We start from the raw sequence: 15,418 nt of genomic DNA, 5'->3' as shown, positions 1-15,418 counted from the left end.
TATATAATAGAGGTCGGTATTGCAAATAATATGAAAACCTTTTATAAAACATTATGAGTTGTAGTAAGGAAGGAGTCATTTTATGATTTATGCTGAGATTCTAGCCGGTGGAAAAGGTTCCCGCATGGGGAACGTCAATATGCCAAAACAGTTTTTACCGTTAAATAAACGCCCTATTATCATTCATACGGTTGAAAAGTTTTTATTAAATGACCGTTTCGATAAGATTTTAATCGTTTCACCTAAAGAGTGGATTAACCATACAAAAGACATTTTAAAGAAATTCATCGGGCAGGATGATCGCCTGGTTGTTGTTGAAGGCGGCAGTGACCGTAATGAGTCTATTATGAGCGGCATCCGCTATATTGAAAAAGAATTCGGCATTCAGGATGATGACGTGATCATCACTCATGATTCTGTGCGTCCATTTCTGACTCATCGCATTATCGACGAAAACATTGATGCTGTTCTTCAATACGGTGCGGTCGATACTGTGATCTCAGCCATTGATACGATTATCGCTTCAGAAGACCAGGAATTTATTTCTGATATTCCTGTCCGCGATAACATGTATCAAGGGCAAACACCGCAAAGCTTCCGGATCAGCAAATTGGTCGAGCTTTATAATAAACTGTCCGATGAACAAAAAGCTGTCCTGACTGATGCTTGCAAGATCTGTTCGTTAGCAGGTGAAAAAGTGAAGCTGGTCCGCGGTGAAGTCTTTAATATTAAAGTAACAACACCATATGACTTAAAAGTGGCTAATGCCATTTTACAGGAGCGAATTTCACAATGATTAATCAAACGTATCGTTTAGTTTCTGCCCGACAATTTGAAGTGACGTATAAAGATAAAGTTGTCCATTCAGATAAGGTCGTCGTCCGGCCCACCCATTTATCGATCTGTGCTGCCGACCAGCGCTATTATACTGGCTCACGCGGCAAAGAAGCGATGGATAAAAAACTGCCGATGGCTCTAATTCATGAAGGAATCGGGAAAGTCATGTTTGATCCGACAGGCACATTTAAAGTCGGAACACGGGTTGTTATGGTGCCGAATACACCGGTTGAAGAGCATGAAGTCATTGCGGAGAATTACCTGCGTTCCAGCAGATTCCGTTCAAGCGGCTATGATGGATTTATGCAGGATTACATGTTCATGGCGCCGGATCGGCTCGTTGAACTTCCGGACAGCATTAATCCGCATGTCGCAGCCTTTACTGAGCTTATTACGATTGCAGTTCACGCGCTTTCCCGCTTTGAGCGTATGGCACACAAGAAGCGCGACACATTCGGTGTCTGGGGAGACGGAAATCTCGGATTTATCATGACGCTTCTCCTGAAGAAGAAATATCCGGACAGCAAAGTGTTTATCTTCGGAAAAACACCTTACAAGCTTGATCATTTTTCTTTTGTTGATGCAGCTTATCAAATTAACGACATTCCTGAGGATGTCAGACTCGATCATGCCTTTGAATGTGTAGGCGGTCGCGGCAGTGAAAGCGCAATTGAGCAGATCATTGCCCATGTTCACCCTGAAGCCTGTGTAGCGCTCTTAGGCGTATCTGAATACCCTGTTGAAATTGAAACGAGAATGGTGCTTGAAAAAGGAATTACGCTGATCGGCAGCAGCCGCAGCGGACGCGAGGATTTTGCCCGTACTGTGGACTTTTTAGCTCAATACCCTGAAGTCGTTGATTATTTAGAAACATTAGTAGGCGGACGCTTCCCGGTACGCAGTATTGAGGAAATTACAAACGCGTTTGAAGCAGATTTGACTTCATCTTGGGGAAAAACTGTTATCGAATGGGAAATTTAAACAGTGAAAACATTCCTTACACGAATCGTAAAAGGAGTATTCGGCACTGCTTATAAACTATTGAGCGCTTTATTACCAGTACAGCACAACAAAGTTGTCATAGCTTCCTATCGTGAGGATCAATTAAGTGATAATTTTAAAGATGTCTATGAAAAGCTGAAGCAAGATCCGTCTCTTCGCATCACCCTGCTTTTCCGCAAGATGGATAAGGGGCTGGTCGGACGAGCTGCATATTTGCTTCATCTTTTCAGCTCGCTATATCACCTTGCCACGTGCCGTGTGCTTTTGTTGGATGATTATTACTTTCCTTTGTATGTTGTGCCAAAACGCAAGGAAACTGTCGCCATCCAGCTTTGGCATGCTTGCGGCGCCTTTAAAAAATTCGGCTACAGCATAGTGAACAAGCCGTTCGGCCCATCTTCTGATTATCTGAAGATTGTTCCCGTGCATTCTAACTATGATTATGCCATCGTCAGTGCACCCGCTGCCGTGCCGCATTTTGCCGAGGCTTTTCAAATGGAGGAAAAGCAGATTTTGCCGCTCGGCATTCCAAGGACGGATTATTTTTATCATAAGGAACATATGCGCACTGTACTGGATGAGTTTCATCAGGCTTATCCTGAACTTAAGCATAAGAAAAAGCTTTTGTATGCTCCTACTTATCGAGGCAGCGGACATCATCAAGAGGGTGACGCTACCCCGCTTGATCTGCTACAATTAAAGTCGGCGCTACACCATAAAGATTATGTCGTGATGCTCCATCTTCATCCGTATATGCGCAAGCATGCGCACACGGAAGAGGATGATTTTGTGCTGGATTTAACCGATTCGTACTCTTTGTACGATTTGATGGCAATCTCCGATGGGCTGATAACCGATTATTCTTCAGTCATTTTCGAATACAGCCTGCTGAAACGTCCAATGTATTTTTACTGCCCGGATTTAGAAGACTACTTGAAAGAACGTGATTTCTACTATCCGTTTGAATCGTTTGTACCCGGGCCGATTTCGAAAGACGTTCCATCGCTTGTACACGATATCGAGAGTGATCACGAGGCTGATACGAAGCGGATTGAAGCTTTTTCACAGACATTTATTACCCATCAAGACGGCAAATCTTCAGAGCGGGTAGCCGATTTTATTTCATCATTTTTAACATCTGGTGCCGATTAGGAGAAAGTGAGGTACAAAGTGAAGCTGGCCAGAAAGATTAAGAACAGACTTTTCAGATCAAAAAAGAAAACGAAAAAAGAAAATGCAGCTGTTATTGTCAATCAGACAGATAACAGGGTTTTTTCTCTTTTTGATAAAACGAAGCGAATTGAAGAAAACCAGCAAGTCCCTGTCAGAAAAATTTCTGAGTTTTCTTGGAATGGGTCAATTCTTAAAATTGCGGGTTATATGTATATCAAGGGCTTACCGCTTCAAAAAGAGGATCAGGTTCGAAAACGTTTATTATTGGTGAACAACGGTGTTTTATTTACAGCTGTTTCACTGCGGGATATTCCGGTAGATCAGCTGTCAATTGATACTTCAAATGTGCCAGGGGCCTATAAGTGGGCAGGATTTTCACAGCAAATTAACTTTTCTAAGCTGATGAATGACAAGCCTCTTCCGCAGGGCGAGTATAAGCTGTTTCTCGAAATTGAAGCTGTAGATGATCAAAATGTAAAACATCAGGAAGTGCATACGGTTGGAAACGTCAGCAATTTCCTCTCTAATGATGTGTATGCCACAAAGATGGAATTTCATTCTGCTAAAAAGCTGATGAAGTTCAATTTGATTGTTAACTATGATGAGGGCGAAAAGACCATTAACTTGTCTTGCAACAAACTGCAGGAAATCGATCCGAGCCTTTTGGAGCTGGATACTGGAAAAGAAGCAAACCGCTTTATGCGCAAGCTGAATACGAGCTTATTCCATTTTGCTTATGATGTATTCCGCCTGCTGCCAATTAAGTCCAATAAGATCGTCTTTGCTTCTGACAGCCGGCTTGATATGACAGGAAACTTCGAATTTGTTTATGAAGAACTGCTGAAGCGTGAAGAAAACTTTGATTTCAAATTTTTCTTAAAGAGCAGCATTCGAGATAGAAAAAGCCTGTCTGAACTGATGTCTATGGCTTATCACTTTGCGACAAGCAAAATCATTTTTATTGATGATTTTTATCCGATCATTTATCCGTTGAAAATCCGTAAAAATGCTGATCTTGTCCAGCTGTGGCATGCTGTCGGCGCCTTTAAGACATTCGGCTACAGCCGAATCGGGCTGCCGGGAGGACCTTCGCCGCATTCGAAAAACCATAGGAACTACACGAAGGTTATTGTCAGCTCTGAAAATATACGAAAACACTATGCAGAGGGCTTTGGCGTAGACATAGAGAACGTCATCGCTACCGGCGTACCTCGAACAGACTTCTTCTTTGATGAAGCGAAGAAGGCATTTGTAAAAGAACGTCTCTATACAGAATATCCGTTTCTGAAGGACAAAAAGGTCATTCTTTTTGCGCCAACCTTCCGCGGAAACGGTCAGCAATCAGCTCATTATCCTTTTGAAGTGCTTGATTTTGACCGTCTGTATCGTGAGTTAAAGGATGAATATATCTTCTTATTCAAAATTCATCCATTCGTACGTAATGATGCCAATATTCCTTATCAGTACAGTGATTTCTTTTATGATTTCTCCTCGTTCAGGGAAATTAACGAGCTATTGCTAGTAACAGATGTTCTGATCACGGATTACTCTTCTGTCTGCTTTGAGTATGCTTTATTAAATAAACCGATGATCTTCTTCAGCTATGATGTAGATGATTATATTCGCAAACGTGATTTCTATTATGATTACTTTGACTTTATTCCTGGTCCGCTTGCGAAAACGTCTGATCAAATGATTTCGATCATTAAAGAAGAGAAGTATAACTTTGAGCAAATTGATTCATTTGTTCATTATTTCTTTGATGATCTTGACGGAAAAGCAAGTGAACGTGTGGTCGATCAAATTGTCTTCCCTCAGGAAGAGGAGCCGGTAGACGATAAAGTCCTTAAAAGATAAATCAAAAACACCTTTTGCAGCTGCAAAAGGTGTTTTTTTTATTGATATTCCGGAACATCAAAGTAAAGCGTATAACCGTCCAGCAATGAATACAGGCTGTACATGCGGTTTACTTGTTTGTACGCCCAGCCGATGTCTGTTGCGTATTGGTGTGTCGCTGTGGATGACCATCTCATTTTGTACAGTGTGTCCTGATTGTAGGCTGTGTTGTGTATATACGATGAGCCTATGAATTTGGCACCGCCGATAATAGCAGCTTCTGGTGTGAACCAGCCTTGCTCGTATGCATATTTAGCGCCGTAGTAATTCGGGTTGCCGTCGTAGGCGCCAATTCCGTACATGTTATATACTTTTTTTCCGTTATAGGTTAAACCATTGGCTAAATCGGATGTTCCGTTGCCTGTTTCAAGGAGAGCGTGTGAGATTAAATACAGCTCGTTGATGCCGTATTGATTGGCAGCATCGATAAATGCCTTTGCTTTCCCTGTCAGGATGCCTTTGCCCGCAAGCACTTTCTGATTGACCTCAGTAACGCTGAGGCCGGCTGTCTGTGAGAGCTTGAGAAATTGGAAGTAGTATTTGCTGTCTCTGGAAAAGTTATTCGGATCTACGTATTGAACCACTTCATCACTGCTTGCGTTTCGCCAGCCTAAATTGATTTTGGCCCAGCCGTTTGTCTGGCTGATGATTTTCACCTTATCGCCTTTTTTAAATTGGCCGATCACGTTCGTCGGGATGACTGCCGGTGTTGACCGGATATTCAGTACATCAGCCATAACGGTTGAAGTTGCTGTATTAATATAAGTGAGCGATACGTAAGCGGCCCCGTCTGTTTGCGGGCTTACCGTCATTTGTTTTTGGACCATATCACGAAGAGAGAGATTGTAATTGGTTTTCATGATTTGCGGGCCATTTTTGATTTTCACGATAGATGATGTCCATCCGTATAATTGTTTTAGCTTTGTTGATGCCGCAGTAGCTGTATCATTCCCTGTGAACTGTTCGTTTAAGCTGATCTTATAAAGCGTATTGCTTTTCGTTGTGTAACTTGGGCTTAAACTTTGCGTTTTAAGATAGGTTAACCCATTGTTCAATGCTGTTTTGCTACTGAGCTGAGCTGTTACAATTTTGTATTGTGTATATGCCGTCTCGCCTGTTTTTGCTGTGGTGCCGGCGGCTTTGTTTTGTTTAAAAAACGCTAAAACGCGGTCAATATCTTCTTGGCTGATGATTGCTCCAGTTATGATTTGATAGCTGCTCGCTGTAGTCTGACCGGTTTTCTGGCTTGTTGCTGATATGTGATTTGATTGAAAGAATGTAAGTGCCTGATTGACTTTCGCTGTATCAAGCAGAGATTCAGTTGTTATTTTAAACGTCTTAGCTATTTGTTTATTTACTGTTTTCGCAGTTGCACTCAGCTGATTTTTCTTTAATATGTTCAAGCCCTTTGTAACTTTTGCTTGATCTGATGTTTCTTCTGAGATGAGCTGATATTGGTTTTCTGCTGTTGTTCCAGTTGCTTTTTTCGTTGCCTTTACTTTTTTCTGAGAAAAGAAGGCTGCGGCTTTGTTTGCTTGCTGCTCGCCTAAAATCTGTGCCGTCATTATTTGATAGGCTGTAGACGTGGTCGTTTTTTTGACGCTGGATGACGTGTAATGCCATTTTTTCTTTTTAAAGAAAGTGTCTATCTTTTGCAGCTGCTGTTTCGTTACCCCCTTCATATTCACTGTATATGATGTGCTTTTGCCAACCTGTTGATAACTCCCTGATACGCCGGTGTTTTTCTTGATTTGGCTGATGGCGTCCTTCACTGTATTCAGCCCTTTGAAATAAGCTGATTGGACATTGTATGACTCAGCAGTTGTTTTTTGATTGATTGACTTGTAGCTTCCTGTGATACCGGTGCTCTGTTTCAGCTGATTTAATAGATTTTTGGCATTCGCTTCACCTGAAATGGCGGCTGTAGTGAACGTGTAGTAGGCTTGTCCTTTCACCGTTTCTTTTAATGATGCCTGCAGCCCTGATTCCTTTTGGAATGCACTTTTGATCTGCTCTGCTTTGCTATTTCCCACAATTGTGCCTGACTGAATGGTTGTGACAGACACCGTGTGGGTGATGGGCTGATACGAGCTTTTAATCCCCGTTTGCTTAGCCAGGCTCTGAATAAGCGCCTTGACTTTTGTCTCATCAGCGATTTCTGATGTCATGACGTTCACATAGGACTGAGCTTCTCCTGAAGCTTTTACAGCGCCAGCCACTCCCGTCTCCTGTTTAAGCTTGGTCAGCAAAGTGTTTGCCTGTTTTTCCCCGGAAATGGCACCTGAGGTGATGGTGACATAGGGCTGTTTGCTTCCGACAGGGCTTGTCGTACCTGTAATCGCTGTCTGTTTGGTGAGTCCGCTCAGTATTGCTTTCGCTTCTGCTTCGCTATGTATGCCTGCAGCGGAAATTTGGTAGGTCGTTGTTGTCCCTGAAGCCTGATAAGAAGCATTCCAGCCAGTGTCCTTTTTCAGTTGGGCGACAGCCTGCGAGGCTTGGCTTTCTGTACTGAACGTTTTTGACGGCTCTACCTCATATATCGAGTAATCCGTATACGCTGCAGCCTGGGCAGAACCGGATATGGCAAAAAAGGCAAGGGACGCGGCGGACAGAAGCATAGGTGCGATTAATCTCTTTTTCATTCCTTCTCCTCTTTCTTATTCAATGAGTATATAAAACTAGTTTATTTATCGGCACGCATATGCTTCATTTATAGGTGAATCACTTCCATTTTTTAATAAAAAAAACTTAATCTCGAAGTGAGATTAAGTTAAATGTGAGACACGATAAGTGTACAGGTTCCTTTAATCGTAAAATCGGGCATTTGAGCCGGCAACATAAAGTGATCGCCTTTTTTGAGCGGACATGTTTCGTCTTCATACATCAGCAAACCGCTTCCTTCTATCACGCTGCAAAGCAGGAAGGATTCATCCTGAGATAGTTCAGCCTCGCCATTTATGTCCCATTTATATACCGAAAAATATTCCCCTTGGACAAACGTTTTAATGGTTATTCCTTTTCTTGATTCGGTCGATTCATCTATATACCCGTCCACATGAGGTACCGTGGCCGCATTGACCGCTTTGGCAAAATGAAGCTCTCTCGGACTCCCATTGTTATCAAGCCGGTCATAGTCGTACACCCGGTATGTGGCATCTGAATTTTGCTGGGTCTCTAATACAAGTGCCCCCTTGCACAATGCGTGCAGCGTTCCGCTCGGCACATAATAGAAATCACCCGGTTTAATTTTGATTCTTCGCAGCAGGCCTTCCCAATCACCGCTGTTGATCATTGTGACAAGTTCTGTTTTTGAGCGGGCCGTATGCCCGTAGATAATCTCCGCGTTTTCTTTACAGTCGATAATGTACCAGCATTCCGTCTTGCCGAGTTCTCCCTCTTCGTTTTCTCCGGCATAGTAATCATCAGGGTGAACTTTAATTGACATATCTTCCTTCACGTCCAGCAGCTTTGTCAGAAGCGGAAATCGCTCCCCCTCCACGCAGCCGAATACTTCCCGATGCTCATCCCAAAGCTCAGTCAGTGTCTTTCCTTTATACGGGCCATTCGCAACTGTGCTCGGTCCATTTGGATGAGCGGAAATGGCCCAGCATTCCCCCGTTGTTTCTGAAGGAATACCGTATCCAAATCTATCTCGTAAAGCGGTGCCGCCCCAGATTTTTTCTTTAAACACAGGCGTTAGAAAAATCGGTGATTGCGTCATGATCTGTACCCCTCCCCTGTAAATAGCTGATCATTATTTTCCCGGTGCGCTCCCCTTACAAACGCCGTATAAGCTGTCTTTTTCCTATGACAACATATGTAAAAAGCATTATGTATCAATGACCCCTTTTGAGAAAACTCTTCCTTTTTATTATATCACTTTCAAAAGAAGGTTTGTTTCAGCCTTTTCCTTATAAAGAATAATTCTCCTTTTTTGATACAAATTAAGAAAAACCGTCAATATGTTTTATAAAGGAGAGAAACTATGCAAATCGACTCTGATCTCCAGTGCAATATAGAAACATTGAAAAAAAAATTGGGGCAAAACGACGATATCATATTTTATACGTTTTCTTTCGGAGACAGCAGACAGAAGGCGTGCCTGCTGTATATTGACGGTTTAACAGAAAATAATCTTCTGGCGCAATACGTCATTTCTCCTTTACAAAAAGAATCGTTAGCTCAAAAAGAAGGCTTGATTGAAGATTTATCCGCTTTTTTTTTCGGTTATCGCCACAGCGTGATCTCTACAATGAAAGATATACAGCAGCTCATTTTTTCCGGACATACCATTTTGCTGGCTGATGGTTACAGCGCGGGACTGGCATTTGACACAAAAACATTAAAGTCGCGCAGCCTTGAAGAACCTTCCTCAGAAATCGTAGAACGCGGTCCGAAGATTGGCTTTATTGAAAAACTGCGGACAAATACGGCGCTTTTACGAGAACGGTCAAGTGACCCTAATCTCGTCATAAAAGAAATGACGATAGGCAAAAGGACGAAGAAAAAGATAGCTGTCGCATATATTCAGGATATTGCCCCTGATTATGTTGTAAAAGAAGTGTTTAAACGGCTGAAATCCATCACGACAGATGATTTGCCAGAATCAGGTACACTAGAGCAGCTCATTGAGGATGAACCTTTTTCCATCTTTCCAACGATCTTAAGCACAGAACGTCCGGATCGTGTAGAAAGCTCTTTGTTAGAAGGGCGGGTTTCCATTTTAGTAGATGGCACCCCATTTGCACTCATTGTACCGGCAACGCTTGATGAATTTATCCATTCACCGGATGATTACAGCCAGCGCTGGATTACAATGTCACTTATTCGTTTGCTTCGTTATTCGAGCATCCTGATTACCATTTATTTGCCCGGCTTATATATTTCTCTCGTTTCCTTTCACACGGGCCTTCTGCCAACGAGAATGGCCATTTCAATTGCAGGTAGCAGGCTGAATGTACCTTTTCCGCCTTTTGTCGAAGCATTTATTATGATATTTACGATAGAACTGATCAGGGAAGCCGGTTTACGGCTGCCAAAGCCGATCGGACAGACGATCGGGCTCATTGGAGGCGTTGTCATCGGTCAGGCTGCCGTACAGGCTCAAATCGTCAGTGCGCTGATGGTCATTGTGGTATCCGTTACCGCATTGGCATCCTTTACCGTTCCTTCATACGCCTTTAACTTTCCGCTGCGGATTATTCGCATTGCGGGTATGATAAGTGCTGCAACGCTTGGCATGTATGGCGTCATTATGGTCTTTCTGTTTGTAATCGGGCACTTGATGCGACTGAAAAGCTTTGGCCAGGATTACATTATTCCGATTATGGCACAGCCCGGACAAGATTTGAAAGACACTGTGATTCGCGTCCCTACCCTATTTTTAAAAAGAAGGCCCACCCGAAAAGACACAAAAGATAAAATCAGACAAAGGTGATAGCTATGATGCAATCAGAGGACAAGCTTACATTTATGCAAACGTTTATTATGGTCAGCAGTACAATGATCGGTGCCGGTGTCTTAACCCTTCCCCGCTCAGCCGCTGAAACGGACAGTCCAATCGGATGGATCATGATCCTGCTGCAGGGCGTTATTTTTATTATTTTTGTACTGCTTTTTTTACCTTTTCTTCAACGAAACAGCGAGAGAACAATTTTTGAGCTCAACAGCATTGCAGCCGGAAAATTGATCGGTTTCTTTTTGAATGTATTTATATCCCTTTATTTTATCGGTATCGTATGCTTTCAAGCACGAGTTTTGGGTGAGGTTGTCGGATTCTTTCTTTTAAAAAACACTCCGATGGCAGTTGTCGTGTTTATTTTTCTGGCGGTTGCCATTTATCATGTGGCCGGGGGTGTTTATCCCATTGCGAAGGTATATGCGTATATCTTTCCTGTCACTATTATTATTTTCCTTATGCTTCTGATGTTCAGCTTTCGTTTATTTCAATTAGATTTTATCCGACCTGTATTTGAAGGCGGTTATCAAAGTTTTTTCTCCTTATTTCCCAAAACCCTTTTATATTTTTCAGGATTTGAAATTATTTTTTATCTCGTTCCCTTTATGAAAGATCCCAAGCAGGTAAAAAAAGCTGTCGCTTTAGGCATTGCAACCTCGACTGTTTTCTATAGCATTACTTTGTTTATGGTCATTGGCTGTATGAGTGTGGCTGAGGCAAAAACAGTGACATGGCCGACCATTTCACTCATTCACGCTTTAGAAATTCCAGGGATTTTTATTGAACGATTTGACCTGTTTTTGCAATTAACTTGGACAGCCCAGCAATTTGCATGTATGCTCGGTTCCTTTAAAGGAGCGCATATCGGCTTAACAGACATCTTTCACCTGAAAAATAAAAACAATCCGTGGCTGCTTACTGCATTGCTGGTTGTTACATTTTTCCTATCAATGTTTCCTGACGATCTTAACGCCGTGTTTTATTACGGTACACTTCTCGGATATGTATTTTTAGGTGTCATTGCAATACCATTTCTTATCTGGTTTTTAAGCTGGGTACAGAAAAAACTGGGGAGGGGTCAGCTGCAATGAAGACAATGATGAAGCTTGCATCAATGGTTCTGATGCTGCAGATGCTCTGTGGATGCTGGGATGTCAAAGATATTGAAAAACTGTCTTTTGCCAGAGGACTTGCGATCGATGAAACTGATGACCATCAGTATAAATTAACGTATCAAAACCTTCTTCCCCAAAGTGAAGACAGCCAAGCATCCGGAAAACCCGAATTTGTCAATGTGACGTCCCACGGGAAAACCATTTTAGAAGCAGTCAGTGATGTATCCATCAAGGACCCTCCTATCTATAGCGACCATTTAAAAGTCATTCTTTTGGGAGAAAAGCTAATGAGGAATCAAAACATTGATCAGGTCTTCAACCATTTCATCCGGGATGATGAGCTGCGGCGCAGCAGCTATTTGATGGCTGCCAGAGGGAAAGCCGGAGATGTTTTTACGAAAGGAAGTCCAAAGCAGCAGCAGCCGATGCCTTCCGAAAAGCTGATTGAACTGACCAATAACAGCGGGTATAACGGGAAGATTATGATGCCGCTTCGCATCGGCAGGGCCTCTATCTATTGCCAAAATGGCTACAGTTTTCTCATTCAAGCCATTAGTAACCAAAAGGGAAAAGCAAAATATGACGGGGCAGGCATTATCAAAAGCGGCAGTAATAAACTCGTTGGATTTCTTTCAGCTGATGAAATCCAGACACTGACATGGGTCATGGGGACGATCCAAGGAGGCGTCATGCCGACGACAGATAAAGGACATCCGATTACATTTGAGATTAAAAAGTCGAAATCTAAAATCAAGCCGGTAATTGAAAACGGAAAGCCTGTCTTTCAGATTTCTGTCAAAACAAAGGGTATCCTGACAGAAGACCAAAATCCGAATGAAAACTCCTTTCATAAAAGCTATTTACACAGGCTTGAGAACATTTTTGAGAAAAAGCTTGAACGCGATGTAAAGAAGGTTATGGATAAACTGCAGCATGAGTATAAAAGCGATCCGATCTTTTTATCGGACTACATCCGGATTCAACACCCTGAATACTGGCATAAAGTAAAAGGACATTGGGATGACATATTTTCTGATGCTGATTTTACATATGATATTTCTTTCAAAATCGTTAACTTCGGCACAGTAGGATCGTGAGAAATCAAAAGGGTGCGCATGCTCGCGCACCCTTTTTTATGTTCCGACAGTCTGCTGTTTTCCAGCCGATCCTCCCTGTCCGTTTTTGTCCCGTAAATCCTGTTCAATTTCTTCAAGGCTTTTTCCCTTCGTCTCTGTCACTTTAAAACGGACAAATAAGAACGCCATGATACCGATCGCGGCATAAATCAGGAATAAATAACTGATGCCGATCGCTTCCATTAATATTGGATAGGTAAGTGAAACAATCAGTGTCCCAACGTGCAGCATCAAGGTCGATACCCCGGTCCCGATTCCTCTGACATGGAGCGGGAACAATTCAGGAAGCATCACCCAGACAACCGGGCCCCAGCTGACCGCAAAGACAACGATAAATACGCCTAAACAAATGACAGTCGTCCATGAGGCAGCCGGGGTGTTATCGAAAAAGAGATTCACCAGCGCAAGAACGATTAAGCTGATCACCATCCCGGCATTCCCGAATAACAATAGCGGCTTTCTTCCAATCTTGTCGATGATTTTAATCGCTACTAACGTCATGAGAACATTGACTGTACCGATTCCGACCGTTCCTAAAATCGATGCAGAGTTTCCGAATCCAACGTTTGTAAAGGTCTTTGGCGCATAATAGATGATCGTATTTGTTCCGATAAATTGCTGCAGAAACGCCAGTCCCAGGCCGGCAATCAGAGCGGGACGCACCCATGGATCGAATAGTTCCTTCAGGCCGCCTTCATCCTGCTTTTCCGCTTCTTGAATATCATGTATTTCCTGATCAATATCTTTTGTGCCACGCAATTTTTCGAGAACCTTTTTCGCTTTATTCTCTTCGCCATTCGTAAACAGCCAGCGCGGGCTCTCCGGCATGAACAAAATGCCAATGAGCAAAAGCAGCGACGGCACAGCAGCTAATCCAAGCATCCAGCGCCATGCTTCGGCATCGGCAAATATGTAATTGACAATGTAAGAAAGAAGGATGCCGACCGTGATCATCAGCTGATTCAGAGATGACAGCGCCCCGCGCTTATGTTTTGGCGCCAGTTCAGATAAATAGAGCGGCACGATCGTCGTCGATGTTCCGACTGCAAGTCCCAAAATGATGCGAAACAGCACCATGACTCCCGTATTCGGGGCAAATGCCACACCAAGCCCTCCTATACAAAACAGCAGTGCTGCCGCCATAATTGCTTTTTTTCTTCCGAACCGGTCAGTCAGCTTGCCGGCCGCTCCTGAGCCTAATATCGCCCCCACCAATAAGGAGCTGACAACAAGTCCTTCCGTAAAGGCATTCAAGCCTAAGTCCTTTTTCATAAATAAAATAGCTCCGGAAATCACTCCGGTATCATAACCGTATAACGCGCCTCCAAGAGCGCCGAAAAAATAAAGCCATATATTGGACTGCTTTTTCATAAAAATGACTCCCTTTCTCCATCAGCTGGAATGACATTGTCTGTGGAGTTTTTTTAGAAATCTTTTAGCCTTTTTTTCTGGCCATTAAACCTTTTCATTCTTGCTGATCATGAGTTTCCAATCATTTACTTGCATTTTTTTCAACGCCATCGAAACATTTTCTCTGCTGCGGCGTCTAATATAGGTAGTTCTGCACATCCGGAATATTATTCGTATAATACTAACATATAAATATAGGGATTTTTTTCGAATATTGTCATTTTATGAGTTGTGATATGGCAAAAAAAATGGTACGCTTCAAATATTAAGGAAACGTGAGGTATTGATATGGAGGAACGATTACAACACAAGAAGAAAAAGAGACGTCTGAAAAAATGGGTTAAATTTACAATTGGTTTGTTTGCTATTCTAATTATTGTAACTGGTTCAATTGGTACCTATGCTTATGTAAAGTTAAACAATGCGTCAAAACAAGCACATATTGATCTAAATGACAATGGTCAATCCGTTAAACGAATAAAAGAATTTGATCCTAAAAAAGACTCATTTACTGTATTACTTCTAGGTATTGATTCTAGAGATTCCAAAGGTGAGACGGTTGATGATGCTCGAAGTGACGCTAATGTCTTAGTTACCTTTAATCGAAAAAATAAAACAGCAACAATGTTAAGTATACCGAGAGATTCTTATGTCAACATTCCCGGCTATGGTTATGATAAATTTACACATGCCCATGCATATGGAGGAGTTAAACTCTCAGCTAAAACCATTGAAAATCTTTTAGATATTCCAGTTGATTATGTTATAGAAAGTAATTTTGACGCTTTTAAAGATGTTGTGGATGAATTAAATGGAGTTAGTGTAAATATACAAAGTGAAAAAATCGTTAATCAAATTAAAAAAGATACAAAAGGAAAAGTCTTGTTGAAAACTGGCGTTCAAACTCTAAACGGTGAAGAAGCACTAGCTTATGTAAGGACACGTAAAGCTGATACAGATTTTCAACGCGGACAAAGACAAATGGAAGTTCTAAATGCTATAATCAAAAAATCTAAATCATTAAGCTCTATACCAGCATATGATGATATTGTTGATAGTTTAGGGGAAAATTTAAAGATGAATTTATCGCTAAATGATGCAATCGGTTTATTCCCATTTATAACCACTTTGAAATCAGTTGATACTGAACAGCTTACCGGATCAGACATGTATCTCTACAGCTCTCGTGAGCGTAAAAAACTTTATTATTTGAAACTTGATAGTGAAAAGCTAGAAGAAGTCAAAACTGAACTAAAAAATGACATAAACGACTGATTTAAACGGAATGGTCTTTACCATTCCGTTTTTTTACTCATTTTGTTGAAAATTTTCAAAGTAACGTTTAGCCTTGGTTTATATGGATTATGTTTCACAGAAAAGCTGAACATACT

Annotated in this window: 11 protein-coding genes; 8 read left to right on the top strand and 3 right to left on the bottom strand. The window is 41.9% G+C overall.

All coding sequences use genetic code 11. The annotated features are described in order from the left end of the window. Nucleotides 1–82: 82 nt before the first annotated feature. Genes AC0DBE_RS18950 through AC0DBE_RS18935 form a run of 4 tightly spaced genes read left to right on the top strand, consistent with a single transcriptional unit; the run spans nt 83 to nt 4,869 of the window. Nucleotides 83–796, top strand: a complete 714-nt coding sequence (locus AC0DBE_RS18950; protein WP_014115394.1) for an IspD/TarI family cytidylyltransferase — start codon at nt 83–85, stop codon at nt 794–796. Then, on the top strand, nt 793–1,818 hold the full coding sequence (locus tag AC0DBE_RS18945) for a ribitol-5-phosphate dehydrogenase (protein WP_003219623.1): 1,026 nt from the start codon (nt 793–795) through the stop codon (nt 1,816–1,818). The genes AC0DBE_RS18950 and AC0DBE_RS18945 overlap by 4 nt, the downstream gene beginning before the upstream one ends. Before the next feature lie 3 nt (nt 1,819–1,821). Further along, nucleotides 1,822–2,991 (top strand): CDP-glycerol glycerophosphotransferase family protein, encoded by a 1,170-nt coding sequence (locus AC0DBE_RS18940; protein WP_014115395.1) that lies wholly within the window; start codon nt 1,822–1,824, stop codon nt 2,989–2,991. Between the two features lie 18 nt (nt 2,992–3,009). Beyond that, on the top strand, nt 3,010–4,869 hold the full coding sequence (locus AC0DBE_RS18935; protein WP_472963326.1) for a CDP-glycerol glycerophosphotransferase family protein: 1,860 nt from the start codon (nt 3,010–3,012) through the stop codon (nt 4,867–4,869). Between the two features lie 38 nt (nt 4,870–4,907). Here AC0DBE_RS18935 and AC0DBE_RS18930 read toward each other — a convergent pair whose 3' ends face one another. Both AC0DBE_RS18930 and manA read right to left on the bottom strand, forming a co-directional pair. Then, a complete protein-coding gene (locus AC0DBE_RS18930; protein WP_472963324.1) occupies nt 4,908–7,550 on the bottom strand; it encodes an SPOR domain-containing protein in 2,643 nt (880 codons plus the stop codon). 128 nt (nt 7,551–7,678) lie between these two features. Further along, a complete protein-coding gene (gene manA, locus AC0DBE_RS18925; RefSeq protein WP_072565372.1) occupies nt 7,679–8,629 on the bottom strand; it encodes a mannose-6-phosphate isomerase, class I in 951 nt (316 codons plus the stop codon). Nucleotides 8,630–8,893: 264 nt separating this feature from the next. On the opposite strand from manA, the gene AC0DBE_RS18920 reads away from it, so the two are divergent. From AC0DBE_RS18920 to AC0DBE_RS18910, 3 genes are read left to right on the top strand one after another with little or no spacing between them, the layout of a single operon-like run. Next, nucleotides 8,894–10,345: a spore germination protein gene (locus AC0DBE_RS18920; RefSeq protein WP_472963322.1), complete on the top strand. Its 1,452-nt coding sequence runs from the start codon at nt 8,894–8,896 to the stop codon at nt 10,343–10,345. 5 nt (nt 10,346–10,350) lie between these two features. Continuing rightward, nucleotides 10,351–11,457 carry a spore germination protein gene (locus tag AC0DBE_RS18915; RefSeq protein ID WP_072565374.1) on the top strand — a complete coding sequence of 369 codons (1,107 nt, stop codon included), beginning with the start codon at nt 10,351–10,353 and terminating at the stop codon, nt 11,455–11,457. Continuing rightward, nucleotides 11,454–12,578, top strand: coding sequence for a Ger(x)C family spore germination protein (locus AC0DBE_RS18910; protein WP_472963321.1), 1,125 nt, complete (start codon nt 11,454–11,456; stop codon nt 12,576–12,578). Before AC0DBE_RS18915 ends, AC0DBE_RS18910 begins: the two co-directional genes overlap by 4 nt. Before the next feature lie 36 nt (nt 12,579–12,614). On the opposite strand, the gene AC0DBE_RS18905 is transcribed toward AC0DBE_RS18910, so the two are convergent. Continuing rightward, nucleotides 12,615–13,988: a sugar porter family MFS transporter gene (locus AC0DBE_RS18905; RefSeq protein WP_061186437.1), complete on the bottom strand. Its 1,374-nt coding sequence runs from the start codon at nt 13,986–13,988 to the stop codon at nt 12,615–12,617. A gap of 327 nt (nt 13,989–14,315) precedes the next feature. Here AC0DBE_RS18905 and AC0DBE_RS18900 point away from each other — a divergent pair, with 327 nt between their 5' ends. Next, nucleotides 14,316–15,302: an LCP family protein gene (locus tag AC0DBE_RS18900; RefSeq protein ID WP_014115402.1), complete on the top strand. Its 987-nt coding sequence runs from the start codon at nt 14,316–14,318 to the stop codon at nt 15,300–15,302. Nucleotides 15,303–15,418 lie beyond the last annotated feature (116 nt).

Source organism: Bacillus sp. VA15, assembly GCF_055721145.1.
Note: the sequence above shows the minus strand (reverse complement) of the source record. Positions and strands in the feature narration are given on the sequence as shown.